Below are 17,972 nucleotides of genomic sequence, written 5' to 3' on the forward strand. Positions count from 1 at the left end.
GCCTACCCCTTGCGTTCGATCCACAGGGTGACCTCGCCGACCCGAAAGCCCCACTTGCTCATCTCGGCTCTGTTGATCAGCCGGTCCTCGTCGAGCAGGTACATCCAGTCGTTGAAGTGGAGTGCCCATATCTCGCCGTCGACCGGCACCGCCAGGGTATAGCGCCAGTTGAGGGCAAAGCCCCGGGCCCGGCCGGCGGCCGGCTCGAGCACGTCGGCGGCGGTGCCGCTGTAGTGGCCGTCGGGCCCCTTCTCCAGATACCAGACCCGACGCTGGGTTTCACCGTCGTCATAGCGAAAATCCTCCTCCAGCACCCCCTTGTTGCCTTTCCAGCGACCGACCATGTCCACCCTGAACCGGCGCAGCACCTTGCCCGATCTGTCCTGTACCAGGCCATAGGCGACCAGTTCACCGTTGAAGAAGCGGTCCAGCTCGAAGGCCGGCCCGGTGTTTCCATAATCATCGATGGTGCTGCCGCACGACATCAGCAACAGGCTCAGGCCCAACAGCAACGGACGCATATCAGTTCCCCTTCAGTTGACGGGTGAGGGCCGGATCGCGGCTGTCGGGCGACAGCCAGATGGCCAGGAAGGCGGGGCCGAAAGCGGGGTCGGCGATCTCGCCCAGCAGTTGCCGGTTGAAATAGAAGCGGCTGATCCCGGACGCCTCCACCCGCAGCACCAGTTCGTCCTGCTTACGTACCGAAGGCCAGAGGCGGCGCAGCTGCCGGTGCCATTCGGGCCGCCAGTCCACCCCCAGCCGCCGCCACTCCTCGACGGTCGCCCGCAACAGCTCGGCCTGCTCAATGTCCCGCTGATAACGCAGGGCCAGGGCCTGGGGGAAAACACCGGGCCGGTAGCGGCCGTCGTCACTGTACAGCCGGGCATGGTAAAGATCCCAGAACAGCCAGCGCATCCCGCCTTCACCCACCAGGGTCAGGTCCGCCATCGGGCTGGCCCAGACGGGCACCGCCAGAAAAAAGAGTATCGACAGCCATTTCTTCATCGTCATTCCCTCCTTAAACGCCGATCCAGCCCTACCAGCAGCGGCAGCAGCGTCGCCCAGACCGGCACCAGAATGGCGGCGCTGACCCAGCAGCCGAGCGGCAGTTGCACCGCGCCCAGGCGCCAGCCGGCGAGGTAGGATGAGGTCCCGGCCAGGGCCCCGGTGAACGCCATCAGCGAGGGCGAAAACCGACGCAGCCAGACGAGACTGTGCCCCAGGGTCAGCACGAAGCCGGCCCACAACAACGCCAGCCACAGGGGCCAGTGCCCGAAGACAAAGACCCCGGCCCAGGCCAGCGCCGCGTCGGTCAGCAGGCCCGGCACCGCCAGCCAGAGCGCCCGCACGTCGGCACCACGGCTGGGGCTGAACCAAAAGTGCGCCGCCAGCAACAGCGCCGTCAGCCAGGCCCAGCGGTTCTGCCCGGCCACCGCCAGCAGCCAGAAGCCCTCGAAGGCTAGCAGCTGAGTCCATTGCCATCGGGACATGCCCTGGCTCCCGGCTTGGCCGCCTCGAAATGCACCAGGCCGATGGTGCCCTCGCGAAAACCGCCTTCGCAGTAGGCGAAGTAAAAGGCCCACAGCCGGTGGAAATCCTGGCCGTAACCCAGGGCCCTCAGCGTGGGTTCGACCCGGTGGAAGCGCTCGGCCCAGATCCTCAGGGTCTCGGCATAATGCAGGCCATGGTCGTGCAGCCGGGTCAGGGTCATGTCGGTCTGCTCTTTCAGGTGCCGGCACATCTCGCTCACCGACGGCAGGCAGCCGCCGGGGAAGATGTAGCGCTGGATAAAATCCACCCCCTTGCGGTACTGGTCATAACGCTGATCGGCGATGGTGATGGCCTGGATCAGCATCCGCCCCCGGGGCCTGAGCAGCCGGTTCAGGGACTGGAAATAGACCGGCAGGTACTCGTGGCCCACCGCCTCTATCATCTCCACCGACACCAGCTTGTCGAAGCGGCCGCGCAGGTCGCGGTAGTCCTCCAGCAGCAGGGTAACCCGCTCGCCCAGCCCCTCCCGCTCGACCCGCTGGCGCGCATGCTCCAGCTGGGCCCGGGACAGGGTGGTGGTGGTGACCCGGCAGCCATAATGTTTGGCGGCAAAACAGGCCAGGCCGCCCCAGCCGGTGCCGATCTCCAGCAGGTGATCGTCGGCACTCAGCTCCAGCCGTTCGCAGATCAGCCTGAGCTTGTGCTGCTGGGCCTGCTCCAGGCTGGCATCCGGGGTCGGAAATACCGCCGAGGAATACTGCATCAGAGGATCCAGGAACAGCGCGTACATCTCGTTGCCCAGATCGTAATGGGCGGCGATATTGGCCCGGCTGCCCGCCCTGGAGTTGCGGTTGCCGCGGTGCCTCAACCTGTGCCAGGGGAGGGTCAGCCAGCCCAGCCGGCGTTCCAGCCGGTCGAGCACCTCGATATTGCGGGCGAACAGCCGGATCACCGAGGTCAGATCAGTGCTGTGCCAACCGCCCTCCACCCAGGACTCGGCCGCCCCTATGCTGCCCCCGGTCATCAGTTGCCGATAAAAGCGCGGTTCGAACACCCGGATACTGGCCTGCAGCTCGGCATCCCGTTCACCGAATTCGAACCGCTCCGTGCCTTCCAGTACCGTCAGGCCCGCCTCCTTCAGCCCGGACAGCAGGGAAAAGGCCAGGCAGCGGGCCCAGCGCTCCAGGCGGCGGGGTTCTGCCATGCTCAGGGTCGTGTCCATCTTGGCCTCCTTCAGGGATGTGAATGATAGGGAACGCGTTTCAGCCACAGCCGCACCGCCTGCCAGTAGATGCCGCGCAGTATGGTCAGCGTCATCATCGGCCACTGCAGCAGCGCCGCCTGCAGGGCCGCGGCCGCGAACGGACGTCGCCGCAGCGCGACGGTGGCATCGAACAACAGCGCCGGGTTGCGGTTCTCGATATGGATCAGTACCCGCCGGCCGGGCGGCTGGATGCACCAGTGGTACTGCATGTCCAGCCCCATGAAGGGGGAAACATGAAAGACCTTGTCGGTGGGCTCATTCGCCGTCAGATCCACCAGATAACAGTGGCGTTCGTTCCAAGGGGTGTTGTGCACCTCGGCCAGCAGGTAGCGGGCCTGCCCGCCCCGGTAGCAGAAAAAGAAATTCACCGGGCTGAAATAGAGCCCGAAACAACGCACCTGGCCGAGCATCACCACCCGGTCGAGCCCGGTGCCGTTGCCGCCCAGCCGCGCCACCTCGGCCAGGATCGCCGCCTTCAGCGGCTGTGCCGGATCCCCCGGATAGTCCCGGCGGTAAAAGCTGAGCGGCGCGAAGCGCTCGCAGGCAAACAGCCGGCTCTCCCGGGCGAGCGGCGCCAGTTCGTCCAGATCCAGCGCCAGCATGTAAAGACCGTAGCTGAACCGGTGACGGCGGGGGGCGTAGCGCCGGTGGCGCACCTGGCCGGTATAGATGGCGCTGTTGAGGCTCACAGGCCCACCCCGAACCGGGCACAGACATCGAGGGCGCTGCGCACCCCGTCCTCGTGGAAACCGTTGTACCAGTAGGCGCCGCAGAAATGGGTATGGCGCCGGCCGCAGATCTCCTCCCGCCGCCCCTGGGCGGTGATCGCATCCCGGTTGTACACCGGATGGGCGTAGTGGAAACGGCGCAGCACCCGGGCCGGATCGATGGCCTCGCCGCGGTTCAGGGTTACGCACAGGGGCGCTGCCGTTTCCAGCCCCTGCAGTATGTTCATGTTGTAGGTCACCGCCGGCGGCGCCTCCTCGTTCCCGTCCAGCCAGTAGTTCCAGCTGGCCCAGGCCCGGGGTTCCTTCGGTAGCAGGCGACGGTCGGTGTGCAGCACCACCTCGTTGTCGCGGTAGGCGAGTCCGCCCAGCACCTGGCGCTCGGCGTCGCTGGCGTCACGCAGCAGGCGCAGCGCCTGATCCGAATGGCAGGCCAGGATCACCTCGTCGAAGTATTCCGCCCCGGCCCGGCTGTCCACCCGCACCCCGCGCCCGCCCCGCTCGATGCCGACAACCGGGCGGTTCAGGCGGATATCCCGCACCGGCGCGGTCAGCGCCGGGATATAGCTGCGCGAGCCGCCCTCCACCACGTACCACTGGGGCCGGTCCACCAGGTTGAGCAGGCCATGATGGTTGAAAAAACGCAGGAAGAACGCCAGCGGAAAGTCGCGGCTGCCGGCCAGGGACGACGACCAGATCGCCGCCACCATCGGCAGCACATAATGGCCGGCGAAGAAGTCGGAAAACCCGTGCTGCCGCAAAAACCGGCCCAGGGTATCGTGGTCGTTCAGCCGCCCGGCCTTCAGCACCCGCTTGCACAGCAGGTTGAAGCGCACTATCTCGGCCAGGAAACCGTAAAAACGCGGACTCAGCAGGTTGCGCCGCTGGGCGAAAAGGGTGACCAGGGTATGGCCGTTGTATTCCAGCCCGCTCTGCGCCTGCTGCACGCTGAAGCTCATCTCGGTGGGCCGGGCCCGCACCCCGATACGCGCCAGCAGGGCCTGGAACCTGGGGTAGGTCCTGTCGTTGAACACGATAAAGCCGGTATCCACCGCGTGCTGGCGTCCGTCCAGGGTGACATCCACGGTCGCGGTGTGGCCACCGAGACGGTCGCTGGCTTCGAACAGGCTGACCTCGTGTTCCCGGCTCAACAGCCAGGCGCAGGTCAGTCCGGAAATGCCACTGCCGATCACCGCTATTCTGCTCATGACTGTTTCCTTGTCGCGGTGGGTGCCAGCCGTGCCCAGAGCCCTCGGGGCAACCAGGACAGCAGGCGCAATACCCAGATAAAGCCGGAGGGAAAGCCGATCTCGGCCCGGCCGCGCGCCAGGCCGCGGCGGATGGCCAGACTGGCCTCGGCCACCGGCACCCGGCCGGGCATGGGAAAGTCGTTTTTCCGGGTCAGCGGGGTGTCGACGAAACCGGGACGGATCAGGCTGACCGCGATGCGGCGCGGCGCCAGATCGATGGCCAGGCTTCGCGCCAGATAGTCCAGCCCGGCCTTGGAGGCGCCGTAGGCCTCGGCCCGGGTGAGCGGCAACAGGGTGACCGAGGAGCTGACCAGGGCCAGCCGGCTGCCGGCGCTCATCCGCGGGAGCAGCGGAGCCAGGCAGTTGGCGGCGCCGATCAGGTTGGCGTCGATCACCCGGGCGAACAGCGCCGCGTCGAAGGCGGCGGCATCGTCGACATACTCGCAGCTGCCGGCGTTGAGGATCACCAGATCCAGCGGTGCCAGCTCGCCCAGGGCCTGCCGCGCCTGTTCCCGGTCCCGGACGTCGAACAGGCACAGTTCGCAGCCGGTGCCCGCCAGCGCCTGTCCGAGCTTGTCCCGGTTGCGTCCGCAGGCCACCACCTGCCAGCCGTCGGCGGCGTAATCCAGGGCCAGCCGCAGGCCGATGCCGGAGCTGGCGCCGGTGATCAGTACTCGCTTCATGCACTTAATCTCCGTTTGAGGGCCCGGATCACGCCGCCCAGCACGGGCAGTTGTTCGTAGAGCAGGTTGCCGAGGTCGAAGTAGTCCCGGTGGTAGTACACCTGCCCGTCAAAGCGCAGGTGGCTGACGCCGGGCACCGTGATCCCGGCTCCGCCGTTCAGCCGGGGATGGACAAGGTGCATCTGCCAGCGGATAAAGGCTTCCCCGTCCTGCTCCATCGCCTGGGCAATGTCGAAGCGGCACTGGCTGACATGGGCAAAGAGCCCCTCGAAGTAGGCCTGCAGGGCCGAAACACCCCGCAGCTCATGGGCCGGATCGCAAAAATGCACATCGGGCGCATAGACCTCGCGCAAAGCCTGGAGCCCGGCGGGCGACAGCCCCTGGTACAGCCGGCAAAAGGCCGCCAGTGCCGGGCTCATACCGCCTCCCGGTCTTTCAGGGCATCGAACATGGCGATGGCATGCCGCCGGGCCCGGGCATGATCCACCACCGGCGGGGGATAGCCGTGCCCCGGGCAATGCCTGTCCAGCCAGTCGTGGGGGGCGTGGATGGCACCGGCGGGCACCGCCGCCAGCTCCGGCAGCCAGCGGCGCAGAAAGTCGCCGTCCGGATCGAACCGCTCGCTCTGGGTGGTGGGGTTGAACACCCGGAAATAGGGGGCGGCGTCGGCGCCGGTGCCCGCCGCCCACTGCCAGCCGCCGTTGTTGGCCGCCAGCTCGCCGTCGATCAGCCGGGACATGAACCAGGCCTCGCCCCGGCGCCAGTCGATATGCAGATCCTTGGTCAGGAAGCTGGCCACCAGCATCCGCAGCCGGTTGTGCATCCACCCGCTCTGGTGCAGGCAACGCATGGCCGCATCGATGATCGGATAACCGGTCCTGCCCTCGCACCAGGCCCGGAACAGTTCGTCATCCCGGCTCCATTGCAGGGCCTCGGTTTCCGGCTTGAAGGCCCGGTGCATGGACAAGCGCGGAAACACCACCAGCAGGTGGCGGTAGAACTCGCGCCATATCAGCTCGTTCAGCCAGCTGAAGCCCCGTTCGCCGCGGCTGAACGGCAACTGGCCCAGTTCGGCTTCCATCGCCGCCAGGCACTGGTTGGGAGACAGTACCCCCAACGCCAGGTAAGGCGACAGGCTGCTGGTGGCCGCCTCGGCCGGGTAATCCCGCCGCTCGCCGTAATCGTCCAGGCGGGCCGCGCAGAACGCCGCCAGCCGTTGCCCGGCCGCCGCCTCCCCCGCCGGCCAGGCGGCGCTGCACCGGCGTTCGCCCTCCAGCATGGTGGTGCCGGCCGGTACCGGAGCTCCCTGGGCGGCAGGCACGGGCAACAGCCGGTAGCCGCTGCCGCGCACCCTGGCCAGCCAGGCCCTGGAAAAGGGAGTGAAGACCTTGAACATGTCGCCGCCGCGGGTGGTCAGGCTGCCATGGTCGACCACGCAATCGCCGTTGAATACCCGACAGGGAATGGCCAGCGCCTGCTGCACCGCCCGGTCGCGGCGGCGTTCGTTGATGCCGATTTCCCGGTTGGCATAAAGCGCGTCGATGCCCTGTTGCGCCACCCATTGTGCCAGCAGCGCCGGCACCTCGGCGAAGGTGTCGGCCTCGAGCACCGTCAGGGATACCCCCAGCAGGGCCAGCCGCTCGCTCAGGGCCGACAGGTGACGGGCGATGAAATCGCGCTGGATGGGGGCATTGCCGTGCCGCCGCCACTGGCCGGGGCAGTCGATGTAGATGGCCGCTACCCGGGCACCGCCGGCCATGGCTTCATACAAGGCCGGGTTGTCGGCCACCCGCAGATCAGTTCTGAACCAGACCAAATGACGCATCATGCCCCCTCGCAATCTCGCTGACCGTGACCGCAAAGGGTCGGTTGAGCCAGCCCTGACGCTGGTAAATCACACCCAGCTCGCCGATAAAAAAGCAGACCTCGGGCCAGTGATGATCCGCCTCGTTGAACCAGCTCTGGGTCAGTCCCGCCCCCAGCAACACCACCAGGGCCTCGCATTTCAGGCGCTCCGCCGCCAGCGGCAGCTGGGCCGGTTCCAGTAGCCCCAGATCGAGGCTGCGGCATTCCAGCCCCTGCAGCTCGAACTGGGTCAGCACCGCCTGCAGCTCGCCGACCTGCCCCACCCGGGCCAGGGCGATGCGGGGGCCGGTCTTGATGCTGAGCAACTGGACACAGAGCCGGGACAGCAAGGCCCTGGCGCTCTGCTCGATCAGCTGGCGATCCGGCCGCGCCAGCCGGACCAGCTCCGTCAGCCAGGGTTCGATCACCCGGCGCAGCAGCAGCTCCGCCGGATAAAGGCTGGCCAGCTCCAGCAACTCGGCCTCCAGCCGGCCCAGATTGAGCGCCTGGGCCGCGTCCAGCAGCCGCGCCCTCGCCTGCTCCCAGTTGGAACCCTCCACCACCGGCGCCGGATTGGCCAGCAGCCCCTTGACCTGGCCGATGCTGACGCCCTGCTCCAGCCAGTGCAGGATCTGGCGGATCAGGGCGATATCCTCCTCGGAATAGAGCCGGTGGCCCTTGTCGGTGCGGGCCGGTTTCAGCAGGCCGTAGCGGCGCTGCCAGGCGCGCAGGGTAACCGGGTTGATGCCGGTCAGCCTGGCAACGTCCCGAATGGGGTACTTGGGTTCAGATGCCATAGCGCAGCCGCAATGCCTCCGGGTGAGGGTTGAGATAGACCTGCCGGCGCAGGTAGTCGTTGGGATGTTCTTCCAGGTAGTGACGAAACAGGGTAATGGGCGCCAGCAGCGGCAGTATGCCCTCCCGGTACTGATGGATGGTGCGGGTCAGCTCCTGGCGCTGGCGGGCGCTGAGCTGGCGCTTGAAGTACCCCTGCAGGTGCTGCAGCACATTGGTGTGGCCGCTGCGGCCAACCCGTCGGGACAGCGCCTGCATCAGCCCGCGGATGTAGATCTGCGCCTTTGGCTCCACCTCCCGGGACAAGTCGGACAACAGCCGCCCCAGCGCCTGGTAGCTGTCGCCATGGTGCGCCATCAGCAGGTATTTGTAACGGCTGTGAAAGGCGATCAACCGGGAGGGGGTGATGCCCCGCCGCACCAGCGTCTGCCAGTCATGCAGGGCATAGACCCGGGTCACGAAATTTTCGCGCAATACGGGGTCATTGAGCCGGCCATCTTCCTCGAACGGCAGCAGCGGCAACGCCCGCATCAGCTCGGCGGCATAGATGCCGGTGCCTTCCTTGGCGTTGCCCTTGCCGCTCTGGTGGTACACCCGCACCCGCTCCATGCCACAGCTGGGTGATTTGGCACAGAGGATATAGCCGCTCAGCCCCTCGAGCCGGGCCGCCATCTGCCGGCCATAGTCGCGCAGCGGCGCGGTCAGATCCTCGCCGCCGGCGCTCTGGGCCAGGATGATGCCGTCGCGGTTGAGCAGGCGGATGCTCGGCCGCGGGGCGCCCAGGCCGATCGCCATCTCCGGGCACAAGGGTACAAACTCCACGAATTTCGCCAGTAGTTCGCTGCAGAAATCGGATCTTTTATGGCCGCCGTCGAAGCGGACCCGCTGTCCCAGCAGGCAGCTGCTGATGCCGATACGGATGACGGCCGGATCAAACTTGTACATATATCACCACCTTGTACAACCATGGCTATACCATAGCCTTAGTTATACAAGATGATCAAGGTTGTACAATAAAAATATCTCCGCCGCCGAACAGGGCACACAAAAAACCCGAGCCAGGCTCGGGTTTGCGGGGTAGGGAAGGGAGTGGGACTCAGTTCAGCTTCTGGCGGGCGATCTCGGCTTCGTCACGGAACTGGCGGCGCAGCTCGGACTTGCTCTTCATCACCAGTTCACCGCCCTTGCCGATGGTCATGTGCTCGCGGTTGTCGTTGTGCATCGCCTGCCAGGCCAGCACCGCCTGCATGGTGGTTTCCTTCTGCTCCGGGGTCAAGGCCGCCCCGTCGGGCCACTTGCCCAGCTCCACCGCGGTTTTCAGCCGCTCGTAGACCTCCTTCGGCATGTTGGCGATGGCCTGCTGAAATGATGACATGGCATTTCCTCCTGTATTGGCGGCCTTACTGTACCACCACAAACACAAAAGGGGCAGCCGCTGCCACCCCTTGATAACCCCCCGGCGCTCAGCCGCGAGCCGGCAGATCCATCAGTTCGATGCCGGCCATCTTCTGCATCACGCGCACGACCTGGCAGCTGTAGCCGAACTCGTTGTCGTACCATACATAGAGCACGGCGCGATCGCCGTCGACGATGGTGGCCAGCGAATCGACGATCCCGGCGAAACGGGAGCCGACCATGTCGGTGGACACCAGCTCGCTGCTGGTGCTGAAGTCGATTTGATTATGCAGCGGCGAATCCAGGGCGACCTGGCGCAGATAATCGTTCAGCTCTTCAACCGTGGTGGCCTTGTCCAGGTTCAGGTTGATTACCGCCATCGACACGTTGGGTGTCGGCACCCGGATGGAGTTGCCGGTCAGCTTGCCTTTCAGCTCGGGCAGCGCCTTGGCCACCGCAGAAGCGGCACCGGTGCTGGTCAGTACCATGTTCAGGGCGGCACTGCGACCACGACGATCGCCTTTGTGGTAGTTGTCGATCAGATTCTGGTCGTTGGTATAGGAATGCACGGTTTCCACGTGACCATTCTTCACGCCGTAGACATCGTGCACCGCCTTCAGTACCGGGGTAATGGCGTTGGTGGTACAGGACGCGGCGGACATGATCCGATCTTCCGGCAGGATCATGTGGTCGTTGACCCCGAACACGATGTTCTTGATGTCGCCCTTGCCCGGCGCGGTCAGCAGCACCTTGGCGGCCCCCCTGGCCTTGAGGTGCAGGCCCAGGCCGGCTTCATCACGCCATTTGCCGGTGTTGTCGACCACCAGCGCATTATCGATGCCGTACTGGGTGTAATCGATATCTTCCGGGCTGTTGGCGTAAATCACCTGGATGTAGGTGCCATTGGCGATGATGGCGTTGTTTTCGGCGTCCACTTCGATGGAGCCGTTAAAAGGACCATGCACGGAATCGCGACGCAGCAGGCTGGCCCGCTTTTCCAGGTCGTCCGCGGAGCCGCGCACCACGATGCCTCGCAGGCGCAGGCCGTTGCTGTTGCCGGCGCGCTCGATAAGCAGTCGGGCCAGTAGGCGGCCGATACGGCCAAAGCCGTACAGCACCACATCGGTGGTCTGGTGCTGCGGGCCGGCGGCCAGGGCCGGTGCCAGCTCGCTCCGCAGGAAATCGGCCAGGCCGGATTCATCCTGGTGGGTTTTCCAGTAGCGTACCGCCAGCTTGCCCAGATCGATGCTGGCCGGTGCCAGTTGCAGCTCGCTGATGGCCTTGAGCACGGGGTAGCTCTGCGCCACCGGCAACACCTGACCTTCGTGGCGGCGTACCACCCGGTGAGCCTTGAGGATATCGATGGTGGACGCATTCAGCAGCGGGCGACCGTAGACACAGGTTTCGATTCCCTGGTTGCGGTACAGCTTGCCGATAAGGGGTTGCATGGACTCCGCCAGCTCCTGGCTCTGCTGCCAGGCGGACAGGTAACTCTCGTGGGTCATCGACCAGATCCTTTTATTTCACGTAACCGTCATTAGTATTGGGGCGGGCAGGAAAATCATGCCGCACTTTGCTTTTTTAAGCGCGCCCATTTTAGTGGATAGGGGGTATGATTACCAGACCAAGGCCAGGCTGTGAGGGCTTCGAATGAATACAAAATTGACGCTTATTATTGTTGCGACCGCGGTTTTCTTGACAGGCTGTGAGCGGGATCGCATTAGGGCTATCTGTGAAAGCTACCCCCGGCTATGCGCCAACCTGCACGAGGACGGCTGGTGCCGGTTCGAACGCAGCAACCTGATCCGGGCTCGCTACCAGCAGCAGGAAGCCCCGAGCGATGCGAATCGTTACGTCCTGATGACGGAGCTGGAAACCTATCATGATTGCCTGGACCCCCTGCTCGACATCGAATACACAGACCGCCAGGAAAGAAAGAACGACAAGGTGGAAGCCATCGTGCTGGTGCGGGAAGAACTGGCCGCGCTGGAGCAGCAGACCCGCGCTTCTGACTCCCCCTATCTGCAGCTGTGGCACTGGCGGCATCATGGCGACCGCCAGGCCCGCTCCCGCTTTATCGCCCAGGCTGACAGCCCGGCCATGCAGCAGCCCGAGCTGCTGAAAGCCCTGGCCGAGCTGCTGGCCCCCAGAGACAAGAAAGCCGCCGAACAGGCGTTGCACCGGGCGCTGGGCCTCTACCAGGCCAGGCAGGACATCGACACCGCCATCATCGCCAACCTGATCAACCTGCAGATCGGCGAACGGCGCTATGAAGACGCCTGGATCTGGACCAGGGTACTGGCCCAGTTGACCGAGCAGCGCGGCGTCGACTGGGAGCGCATGGACTCCTACGTGCGCTTTTCCCCCGAGCAGCAGCGCCAGATGCAGCAACAGGCAGACAATCTGGTAACAAGACTGAAAAACGGGAGTTATATCCAACGATAGAAGCACCGATTCACTTCTATACTGGATCAGGTACCGCCGTCAGCCGATGCTCATGCGACCCACATCCCCAGCCCGGTCGGGGCCCGGCGCCGACCGTCGAAATATACCGACAAAAACGAAATAAAATTTCACTAAATCATGACGCGGCACAAATTCGCCGTGGTTTTAGGTTGACGTACTCTTTTTTTTTTGTAATTTTACAACCAATAGATTTTTTCATAACGTAATTTTTCATAACTTAAGAGTCAGGTGAACTTATGACTATCAAAGTAGGTATCAACGGTTTCGGTCGTATCGGTCGTTTCGTTTTTCGCGCCGCGTGCGAGCGCAACGACATCGAAGTGGTTGCTATCAACGATCTGCTGGATCCGGAATACATGGCCTATATGCTGAAGTACGATTCCACCCACGGCCGTTTCAAGGGCACCGTGGCAGTGGAAGGCGGTCAGTTGATCGTCAACGGCAAGGCCATCCGCGTGACCGCCGAGCGCGATCCCGCCGCCCTGAAATGGGATGAAGCGGGCGTGGATGTAGTAGCCGAAGCCACCGGTCTCTTCCTGACCGACGACACCGCGCGCAAGCACATCCAGGCCGGTGCCAAGAAAGTGGTACTGACCGGTCCGTCCAAGGACGATACCCCCATGTTCGTGATGGGCGTCAACCACGCCGCCTATGCCGGCCAGGACGTCGTGTCCAACGCCTCCTGCACCACCAACTGCCTGGCCCCGCTGGCCAAGGTCATCAACGACAAGTTCGGTATCGTGGAAGGCCTGATGACCACGGTGCATGCCACCACCGCCACCCAGAAAACCGTTGACGGCCCCTCCGCCAAGGACTGGCGCGGCGGCCGCGGCGCCAGCCAGAACATCATTCCGTCTTCCACCGGTGCCGCCAAGGCCGTGGGCAAGGTCATTCCCGAGCTGAACGGCAAGCTGACCGGCATGGCGTTCCGCGTACCGACGCCGGACGTGTCCGTGGTTGACCTGACCGTGCGCCTGGAGAAATCCGCTTCCTACGCCGATATCTGCGCCGCCATCAAGGCCGCCGCCGAAGGCGAGCTGAAAGGCATCCTGGCCTACACCGAAGACGAAGTGGTCTCCAACGACTTCGTCGGCGAAGTGTGCACTTCCGTGTTCGACGCCAAGGCCGGTATCGCCCTGAACGACAACTTCGTCAAGCTGGTGTCCTGGTACGACAACGAGATCGGCTACTCCAACAAGGTGCTGGACCTGATCGCCCATATCTCCAAGTAACATTTGGGGATATAACCCGTTAATATGAAAAGCGGCCCCCGGGCCGCTTTTTCTGTTTACCGCCACGGAATCCCTTTATGTCCTCGTCGCTTACGCCATTAGAATCCCTGTCGGCACACAGCCGGCTGTTACGCAACGACGCCGGCCTGACCTTTGTCCGGGTCGACAACGCCCATGCCAGCGCCCTGCTCAGCCTGTTCGGCGGCCAGCTGCTGCAATACCGGCCCCATGGCCAGGCGCCGGTGTTGTGGTTGAGCGATACCGCCGTCCTCGACGGCAGCAAGGCCATCCGTGGCGGCATTCCCATCTGCTGGCCCTGGTTCGGCAAGGGGACGCCCGGCCTGCCCCAACATGGGGTGGCCCGGCTCGGCCAGTGGCAACTGGCATCGGTGCAGGAAACGGATGACGGCACCCGGCTCCGGCTCAGCCTGCACCATGAGCAGGCCCGCCTGGAGCTCGAGCTGCGGATCGGTGCGGCGCTCGAGGTCAGCCTGTGCACCACCAACCTCGGCCCCGCTCCCCTGCCCCTGCAGGCGGCCCTGCACAGTTACTTTGCCGTTCCCCATGTTGATCGCTGCCGCATCGAAGGACTGGGGCCGGACTATCACGACAGCCTCGGCGGCACCGGAGTGGCCGGAGACCAAGATGAACGGCCCAGGGCCCCCTTCGATCGTATCTATACCCGCCCGCAACCGCTCACCCAGCTGCACTGTGACGACCGCCTGCTGCAGCTCCAGCATGAGCGGCATGACAGCTTGGTGCTGTGGAACCCGGGCGAACATGAACTGCCGGCCGACATCAGCGCCCCCGCCGGCTTCGTCTGCATCGAAACAGCCCTGCTCCGGGCGCCCGCGCTGGCGCCCGGCGGCAGCCAGCGGCTGGGATTTCGCTGCCACCTCGATGCCCCCGGCCGGAGCTGAGCACCATGTACCTGCTGCTGGTTGAAGACGATCTCGCGCTCGGCAACGCCCTGGTCAAACTGCTGAAAGCCCACTACCGGGTGGAATGGGTACGCCAGCTGGCGGCGGCCAGGGCCCACTTCGCCGCCGCCGAAATCGAGCTGATCCTGCTCGATCTCGGCCTGCCCGACGGCGATGGCCTGGGCTGGCTGCAACAGCTGCGCAGCCAGGGCCATGAGCTGCCGGTGCTGATCCTCTCGGCCCGGGATCAGCTGGATGACCGGGTCCAGGGGCTGGATACCGGCGCCGACGACTACCTGGTCAAGCCCTTCGAGCCCGACGAGCTGCTGGCGCGGATCCGCGTGCTGCTACGCCGCCAGGCCGGACAGGCCAGCCCGGTGATCCACCTGGGCGCGCTCAGCTTTTATCCGGACAGCCAGCAGTTTATGCTGCATGACCGGCCGCTGACCCTACCGCCCAAGGAGCAGCAACTGCTCCGGGTGCTGGCCATGGCCAGGGGCCAGACCGTCAGCCGGGAGCGCCTGACCCAGCAGCTCTACGGCATGGGCAACGGGGCCGACTCCAATACCCTGGAAGTCCATATCCACGCCCTGCGCCGGCAACTGGGCAAGGATCGTATCCTGACCATACGCGGCCAGGGTTACCGGCTGGTGGCCCTATGAGCTTCCGCCTGACCCACCTGGCCCTGCTGCTGGCCGTCAGCACCCTGCTCAGCACCGGCCTGGGGATCATCAGCACCTACCGTATCGCCGAGGCGGAGTTCCGCGAGCTGATCGACGAGGATCTGGAAAAACAGGGCCGCATGCTGGCCCGAGTGCTGGCCGCCGGCCAGGGCGAGGTGTCCGATGCCCGGCTGGAACGGCTGTTGCGAGACACTTTTGAAGCCGATGACGAGGAAACCCTGCTGGTCAATGTGATCGATCTGCAGCGCCGGGCCGTGCTCAGCAACCTGGGCTACGACGAGCTCCCCGCCTCGCTCGGCGACGAGGCCCTGACGCTGGAGTTTGACGGCCACCACTGGTTCGGCCATCAGCAGCAACAGGCGCATATCGTGGTGCAGTTGCTGCGCCGCGACGATTTGCATCGCGAGCTGCAGGAAGACATAGTGGAGGACATCATCACCCCGGCACTGATCGGCAGCGGCATCAACCTGCTGCTGCTGGCCGCGCTGATGGGACTGATGCTGTGGCCACTGTCCCGGCTGGTCAGGCAGCTGGAAACCCGTTCGGCCGATGCGCTGACCCCGCTCGAGATCCGCGGCCCGGCCCGGGAGATCGTCACCCTGGGCCACAGCCTCAACCAGTTGATCGGCGACGTCAACGAGGTGCTGGGCCGGGAGCGGCGCTTCGCCAGCGACGTGGCCCACGAGCTCAGAACCCCGCTCACCACCCTCAAGCTGGAACTCGCCTCCGGCGAGCCGGATCTGCCGGCGGTCAAGGCGGAAATCGACCGCATCGCCCGGGTGATCGAACAACTGCTGACCCTGGCCCGGCTGGATCAGGGCCGATGGCAGCACCGGTTCAGCCCGCTCGAGCTGGAGCCGCTGTTCACGCCGGTGCTGGCACGTTTTCGCGCTCGCGCCGAGCTGGCCGGCTGCCGGCTGGACGCGACCCTGGTTCCGCTCCAGGTCAGGGGCGAGCCCACCTTGCTCACCATCCTGCTGGAAAACCTGCTCGGCAATGCCCTGCGCCATTGCCCCGCCGGCACCCGTATCGAGGTGATGCTCCGTGAAGAGCACGGATGGTCGCTGCTGGAAGTCATCGACGACGGCCCCGGCATCGACGCCGGGCTGCGGCAACGGATGGCCGGGGGCAGTACCCGCCTGGACAGCAAGAGCCAGGGACTGGGGCTGGGGCTGGCCATCTGCCAGCAAATTGCCCAGGCCCACCGGGGCCTGTTGTACTTTCTGGCGCGGGGAGATGGCCGCCCCGGACTCCGGGTCCAGTTGCGGCTGCCGTCTTAAGGTTAAGTTAAGCTTTGCCGGCTAAGATAACAGCCATCAACCACACGGGAGCAACAACATGAAAAAGACCATCACCGCCGCCGCCATCGCCCTGACCGCCTTCACCGGTACCGCCTTCGCCGACCAGCATGGCGGTTTCAAGGGTCCGGATCGCACCGAGCAGGTCACCGTGGCTCAGGCTCTGGAGCTGGGTGACGACAGCCAGGTCCGGCTGACCGGGCTGATCACCGAGTCCCTCGGCGATGAAAAATACCGCTTTCAGGATGACAGCGGCACCATGACGGTGGAAATCGACAACGAGGACTGGCGTGGCATCGAAGCCACCCCGGAAACCCGCCTGACCCTCTGGGGCGAACTCGACAAGGACTGGAACGAAACCGAGCTGGACGTCGAGCGTATCGAGCTGGCCCAGTAAGATCGTCAGATAAAAAAAGCCGGAAGCATGGCTTCCGGCTTTTTATTTTTTCTGGCCGCCAGCGCAGCGGATCAGGCGTTGCCCTTGACCTTGAGCTTCAGCTGTTCGGCAAAGCTCAGCATTCGCTCGAGCGGGAGCATCGCCTTTACCCGGGTCACCTCATCCACCTGGATTTCATGGCTGGCGCCGCCGTCGCGCAGGGCGTCGCGGATCGCCACCAGGCCGTTCATCGCCATCCAGGGACAGTGGGCGCAGCTGCGGCAGGTAGCGCCGTTGCCGCCGGTGGGGGCTTCCACCATTTCCTTGTCGGGGCAGGCCTGCTGCATCTTGTAGAAGATGCCCTTGTCGGTGGCCACGATCAGCTTCTGCTGGGGCAGGGTCCGGGCCGCCGTGATCAACTGGCTGGTGGAGCCCACCGCGTCTGCCAGCTCGATCACCGAGGCCGGCGATTCCGGGTGGACCAGCACCGCCGCATCCGGATTTTGCGCCTTCAGCTCTTTCAGCGCCTTGGCGCGAAACTCGTCGTGCACGATGCAGGCGCCCTGCCAGCGCAGCATGGAAGCACCGGTCTGTTTCTCGATGTAGGCTCCCAGGTGCCGGTCCGGGGCCCAGATGATCTTGTGGCCTTCGCTGTCAAGGTGTTCGACGATCTCGAGCGCGATGCTGGAGGTCACCACCCAGTCGGCGCGGGCTTTGACCGCCGCCGAGGTATTGGCGTAGACCACGACTGTGTGATCCGGATGGGCATCGCAGAAGGCGGTGAACTCCTCAATCGGGCAACCCAGGTCGAGGGAGCATTCCGCTTCCAGCGTCGGCATCAGCACGGTTTTTTCCGGGCTCAGGATCTTGGCGGTTTCGCCCATGAAACGAACTCCGGCCACGATAAGGGTATCGGCATCGTGATGCTTACCGAAGCGTGCCATCTCCAGCGAATCGGACACGCAGCCACCGGTTTCTTCCGCCAGGGCCTGGATTTCCGGATCCGTGTAGTAATGGGCTACCAGCACCGCGTTACGGGCGTGCAGTAATGCCTTGATCTCGTCTTTCAGCGCCTGCTGCTGGTCCGCGCTCAGCGGGGCCGGCTTGGCGGGAAAGGGGTAGTCAAACTCGATAATATCGACAGCTTCAGTCATGACCGGGTCCCAATTGCTCCATCCAGATAGCTACAATAGCGGGGCATTATAACGCCGACCGCGCCTTAACCCAAATAGACGGCAATAAAACAGTCACAAAAATACGGTATTTACAGGGAGATAACAGCGGAGGGAAAATGGTGGGTCGTGCAGGATTCGAACCTGCGACCAATTGATTAAAAGTCAACTGCTCTACCAACTGAGCTAACGACCCGTATCTGGACGGATGATAAAGATGGTGGACGCTACTGGGATCGAACCAGTGACCCCCTCCTTGTAAGGGAGGTGCTCTCCCGGCTGAGCTAAGCGTCCGGGAATATGGTGGGTCGTGCAGGATTCGAACCTGCGACCAATTGATTAAAAGTCAACTGCTCTACCAACTGAGCTAACGACCC

20 protein-coding genes and 3 tRNA genes are annotated in these 17,972 nt (G+C 64.5%); 6 read left to right on the forward strand and 17 right to left on the reverse strand.

Annotated elements, in window-relative coordinates; translation table 11 throughout:
• Positions 1–2: 2 nt before the first annotated feature.
• From C7H85_RS10445 to C7H85_RS10505, 13 genes are all read right to left on the reverse strand, one after another.
• Complete coding sequence (locus C7H85_RS10445; protein ID WP_106729644.1) at positions 3–521, reverse strand: DUF3833 domain-containing protein; 519 nt, start codon at positions 519–521, stop codon at positions 3–5.
• A gap of 1 nt (position 522) precedes the next feature.
• A complete protein-coding gene (locus C7H85_RS10450) occupies positions 523–1,005 on the reverse strand; it encodes a chalcone isomerase family protein (protein ID WP_106729645.1) in 483 nt (160 codons plus the stop codon).
• Between the two features lie 2 nt (positions 1,006–1,007).
• The gene (locus tag C7H85_RS10455) at positions 1,008–1,490 is read right to left on the reverse strand and encodes a DUF2878 domain-containing protein (RefSeq protein ID WP_106729646.1); all 483 of its coding nucleotides are present in this window, start codon (positions 1,488–1,490) and stop codon (positions 1,008–1,010) included.
• A complete protein-coding gene (locus tag C7H85_RS10460; protein WP_106729647.1) occupies positions 1,460–2,713 on the reverse strand; it encodes an SAM-dependent methyltransferase in 1,254 nt (417 codons plus the stop codon). The genes C7H85_RS10455 and C7H85_RS10460 overlap by 31 nt, the downstream gene beginning before the upstream one ends.
• A gap of 11 nt (positions 2,714–2,724) precedes the next feature.
• Complete coding sequence (locus C7H85_RS10465) at positions 2,725–3,444, reverse strand: DUF1365 domain-containing protein (RefSeq protein ID WP_106729648.1); 720 nt, start codon at positions 3,442–3,444, stop codon at positions 2,725–2,727.
• Positions 3,441–4,688 (reverse strand): NAD(P)/FAD-dependent oxidoreductase, encoded by a 1,248-nt coding sequence (locus C7H85_RS10470; RefSeq protein WP_106729649.1) that lies wholly within the window; start codon positions 4,686–4,688, stop codon positions 3,441–3,443. Before C7H85_RS10470 ends, C7H85_RS10465 begins: the two co-directional genes overlap by 4 nt.
• Complete coding sequence (locus C7H85_RS10475) at positions 4,685–5,413, reverse strand: SDR family NAD(P)-dependent oxidoreductase (protein ID WP_106729650.1); 729 nt, start codon at positions 5,411–5,413, stop codon at positions 4,685–4,687. Before C7H85_RS10475 ends, C7H85_RS10470 begins: the two co-directional genes overlap by 4 nt.
• Positions 5,410–5,832 (reverse strand): nuclear transport factor 2 family protein, encoded by a 423-nt coding sequence (locus tag C7H85_RS10480; RefSeq protein WP_106729651.1) that lies wholly within the window; start codon positions 5,830–5,832, stop codon positions 5,410–5,412. Before C7H85_RS10480 ends, C7H85_RS10475 begins: the two co-directional genes overlap by 4 nt.
• Positions 5,829–7,238 (reverse strand): deoxyribodipyrimidine photo-lyase, encoded by a 1,410-nt coding sequence (gene phrB, locus C7H85_RS10485; protein WP_106729683.1) that lies wholly within the window; start codon positions 7,236–7,238, stop codon positions 5,829–5,831. The genes C7H85_RS10480 and phrB overlap by 4 nt, the downstream gene beginning before the upstream one ends.
• The gene (locus C7H85_RS10490; protein ID WP_106729652.1) at positions 7,210–8,055 is read right to left on the reverse strand and encodes a MerR family transcriptional regulator; all 846 of its coding nucleotides are present in this window, start codon (positions 8,053–8,055) and stop codon (positions 7,210–7,212) included. Before C7H85_RS10490 ends, phrB begins: the two co-directional genes overlap by 29 nt.
• Positions 8,045–8,998, reverse strand: a complete 954-nt coding sequence (locus C7H85_RS10495; protein ID WP_106729653.1) for a YbgA family protein — start codon at positions 8,996–8,998, stop codon at positions 8,045–8,047. The genes C7H85_RS10490 and C7H85_RS10495 overlap by 11 nt, the downstream gene beginning before the upstream one ends.
• Positions 8,999–9,149: 151 nt before the next feature.
• Positions 9,150–9,428, reverse strand: a complete 279-nt coding sequence (locus C7H85_RS10500) for a YeaC family protein (protein WP_106729654.1) — start codon at positions 9,426–9,428, stop codon at positions 9,150–9,152.
• Positions 9,429–9,516: 88 nt separating this feature from the next.
• Entirely contained in the window at positions 9,517–10,953 is a 1,437-nt protein-coding gene (locus C7H85_RS10505) for a glyceraldehyde-3-phosphate dehydrogenase (protein ID WP_106729655.1), read from the reverse strand.
• Between the two features lie 190 nt (positions 10,954–11,143).
• Between C7H85_RS10505 and C7H85_RS10510 the strand changes: the two genes are divergently transcribed.
• The 6 genes from C7H85_RS10510 to C7H85_RS10535 all read left to right on the forward strand — a co-directional run bounded on the left by C7H85_RS10510 (position 11,144) and on the right by C7H85_RS10535 (position 16,444).
• On the forward strand, positions 11,144–11,893 hold the full coding sequence (locus C7H85_RS10510; protein ID WP_158260079.1) for a DUF2989 domain-containing protein: 750 nt from the start codon (positions 11,144–11,146) through the stop codon (positions 11,891–11,893).
• 257 nt (positions 11,894–12,150) lie between these two features.
• Complete coding sequence (gene gapA / locus C7H85_RS10515) at positions 12,151–13,146, forward strand: glyceraldehyde-3-phosphate dehydrogenase (RefSeq protein ID WP_106729657.1); 996 nt, start codon at positions 12,151–12,153, stop codon at positions 13,144–13,146.
• 77 nt (positions 13,147–13,223) lie between these two features.
• On the forward strand, positions 13,224–14,066 hold the full coding sequence (locus C7H85_RS10520; protein WP_106729658.1) for a D-hexose-6-phosphate mutarotase: 843 nt from the start codon (positions 13,224–13,226) through the stop codon (positions 14,064–14,066).
• A 5-nt stretch (positions 14,067–14,071) separates the two neighbouring features.
• Complete coding sequence (locus C7H85_RS10525; RefSeq protein WP_106729659.1) at positions 14,072–14,728, forward strand: response regulator; 657 nt, start codon at positions 14,072–14,074, stop codon at positions 14,726–14,728.
• The gene (locus C7H85_RS10530; protein WP_106729660.1) at positions 14,725–16,029 is read left to right on the forward strand and encodes an ATP-binding protein; all 1,305 of its coding nucleotides are present in this window, start codon (positions 14,725–14,727) and stop codon (positions 16,027–16,029) included. The genes C7H85_RS10525 and C7H85_RS10530 overlap by 4 nt, the downstream gene beginning before the upstream one ends.
• Before the next feature lie 58 nt (positions 16,030–16,087).
• A complete protein-coding gene (locus tag C7H85_RS10535) occupies positions 16,088–16,444 on the forward strand; it encodes a YgiW/YdeI family stress tolerance OB fold protein (RefSeq protein ID WP_106729661.1) in 357 nt (118 codons plus the stop codon).
• 71 nt (positions 16,445–16,515) lie between these two features.
• Here C7H85_RS10535 and nadA read toward each other — a convergent pair whose 3' ends face one another.
• From nadA to C7H85_RS10555, 4 genes are all read right to left on the reverse strand, one after another.
• A complete protein-coding gene (nadA, locus tag C7H85_RS10540) occupies positions 16,516–17,577 on the reverse strand; it encodes a quinolinate synthase NadA (RefSeq protein WP_106729662.1) in 1,062 nt (353 codons plus the stop codon).
• Between the two features lie 138 nt (positions 17,578–17,715).
• A tRNA-Lys gene (locus tag C7H85_RS10545) sits at positions 17,716–17,791 on the reverse strand.
• A gap of 22 nt (positions 17,792–17,813) precedes the next feature.
• A tRNA-Val gene (locus C7H85_RS10550) sits at positions 17,814–17,889 on the reverse strand.
• A gap of 7 nt (positions 17,890–17,896) precedes the next feature.
• Positions 17,897–17,972 (reverse strand) — tRNA-Lys (locus tag C7H85_RS10555).

The organism is Zobellella endophytica (assembly GCF_003012775.1).
Classification (GTDB): domain Bacteria; phylum Pseudomonadota; class Gammaproteobacteria; order Enterobacterales; family Aeromonadaceae; genus Oceanimonas; species Oceanimonas endophytica.

What these genes read in the sequence shown, in the direction of transcription:
- C7H85_RS10505 (WP_106729655.1), bottom strand. Translation starts at nt 10,953, where the DNA reads ATGACCCACGAGAGTTACCTGTCCGCCTGGCAGCAGAGCCAGGAGCTG.
- nadA (WP_106729662.1), bottom strand. Translation starts at nt 17,577, where the DNA reads ATGACTGAAGCTGTCGATATTATCGAGTTTGACTACCCCTTTCCCGCC.
- C7H85_RS10480 (WP_106729651.1), bottom strand. Translation starts at nt 5,832, where the DNA reads ATGAGCCCGGCACTGGCGGCCTTTTGCCGGCTGTACCAGGGGCTGTCG.
- C7H85_RS10490 (WP_106729652.1), bottom strand. Translation starts at nt 8,055, where the DNA reads ATGGCATCTGAACCCAAGTACCCCATTCGGGACGTTGCCAGGCTGACC.
- C7H85_RS10475 (WP_106729650.1), bottom strand. Translation starts at nt 5,413, where the DNA reads ATGAAGCGAGTACTGATCACCGGCGCCAGCTCCGGCATCGGCCTGCGG.
- C7H85_RS10445 (WP_106729644.1), bottom strand. Translation starts at nt 521, where the DNA reads ATGCGTCCGTTGCTGTTGGGCCTGAGCCTGTTGCTGATGTCGTGCGGC.
- gapA (WP_106729657.1), top strand. Translation starts at nt 12,151, where the DNA reads ATGACTATCAAAGTAGGTATCAACGGTTTCGGTCGTATCGGTCGTTTC.
- C7H85_RS10525 (WP_106729659.1), top strand. Translation starts at nt 14,072, where the DNA reads ATGTACCTGCTGCTGGTTGAAGACGATCTCGCGCTCGGCAACGCCCTG.
- C7H85_RS10520 (WP_106729658.1), top strand. Translation starts at nt 13,224, where the DNA reads ATGTCCTCGTCGCTTACGCCATTAGAATCCCTGTCGGCACACAGCCGG.
- C7H85_RS10460 (WP_106729647.1), bottom strand. Translation starts at nt 2,713, where the DNA reads ATGGACACGACCCTGAGCATGGCAGAACCCCGCCGCCTGGAGCGCTGG.
- C7H85_RS10470 (WP_106729649.1), bottom strand. Translation starts at nt 4,688, where the DNA reads ATGAGCAGAATAGCGGTGATCGGCAGTGGCATTTCCGGACTGACCTGC.
- C7H85_RS10450 (WP_106729645.1), bottom strand. Translation starts at nt 1,005, where the DNA reads ATGAAGAAATGGCTGTCGATACTCTTTTTTCTGGCGGTGCCCGTCTGG.
- phrB (WP_106729683.1), bottom strand. Translation starts at nt 7,238, where the DNA reads ATGCGTCATTTGGTCTGGTTCAGAACTGATCTGCGGGTGGCCGACAAC.
- C7H85_RS10495 (WP_106729653.1), bottom strand. Translation starts at nt 8,998, where the DNA reads ATGTACAAGTTTGATCCGGCCGTCATCCGTATCGGCATCAGCAGCTGC.
- C7H85_RS10530 (WP_106729660.1), top strand. Translation starts at nt 14,725, where the DNA reads ATGAGCTTCCGCCTGACCCACCTGGCCCTGCTGCTGGCCGTCAGCACC.
- C7H85_RS10455 (WP_106729646.1), bottom strand. Translation starts at nt 1,490, where the DNA reads ATGTCCCGATGGCAATGGACTCAGCTGCTAGCCTTCGAGGGCTTCTGG.
- C7H85_RS10500 (WP_106729654.1), bottom strand. Translation starts at nt 9,428, where the DNA reads ATGTCATCATTTCAGCAGGCCATCGCCAACATGCCGAAGGAGGTCTAC.
- C7H85_RS10535 (WP_106729661.1), top strand. Translation starts at nt 16,088, where the DNA reads ATGAAAAAGACCATCACCGCCGCCGCCATCGCCCTGACCGCCTTCACC.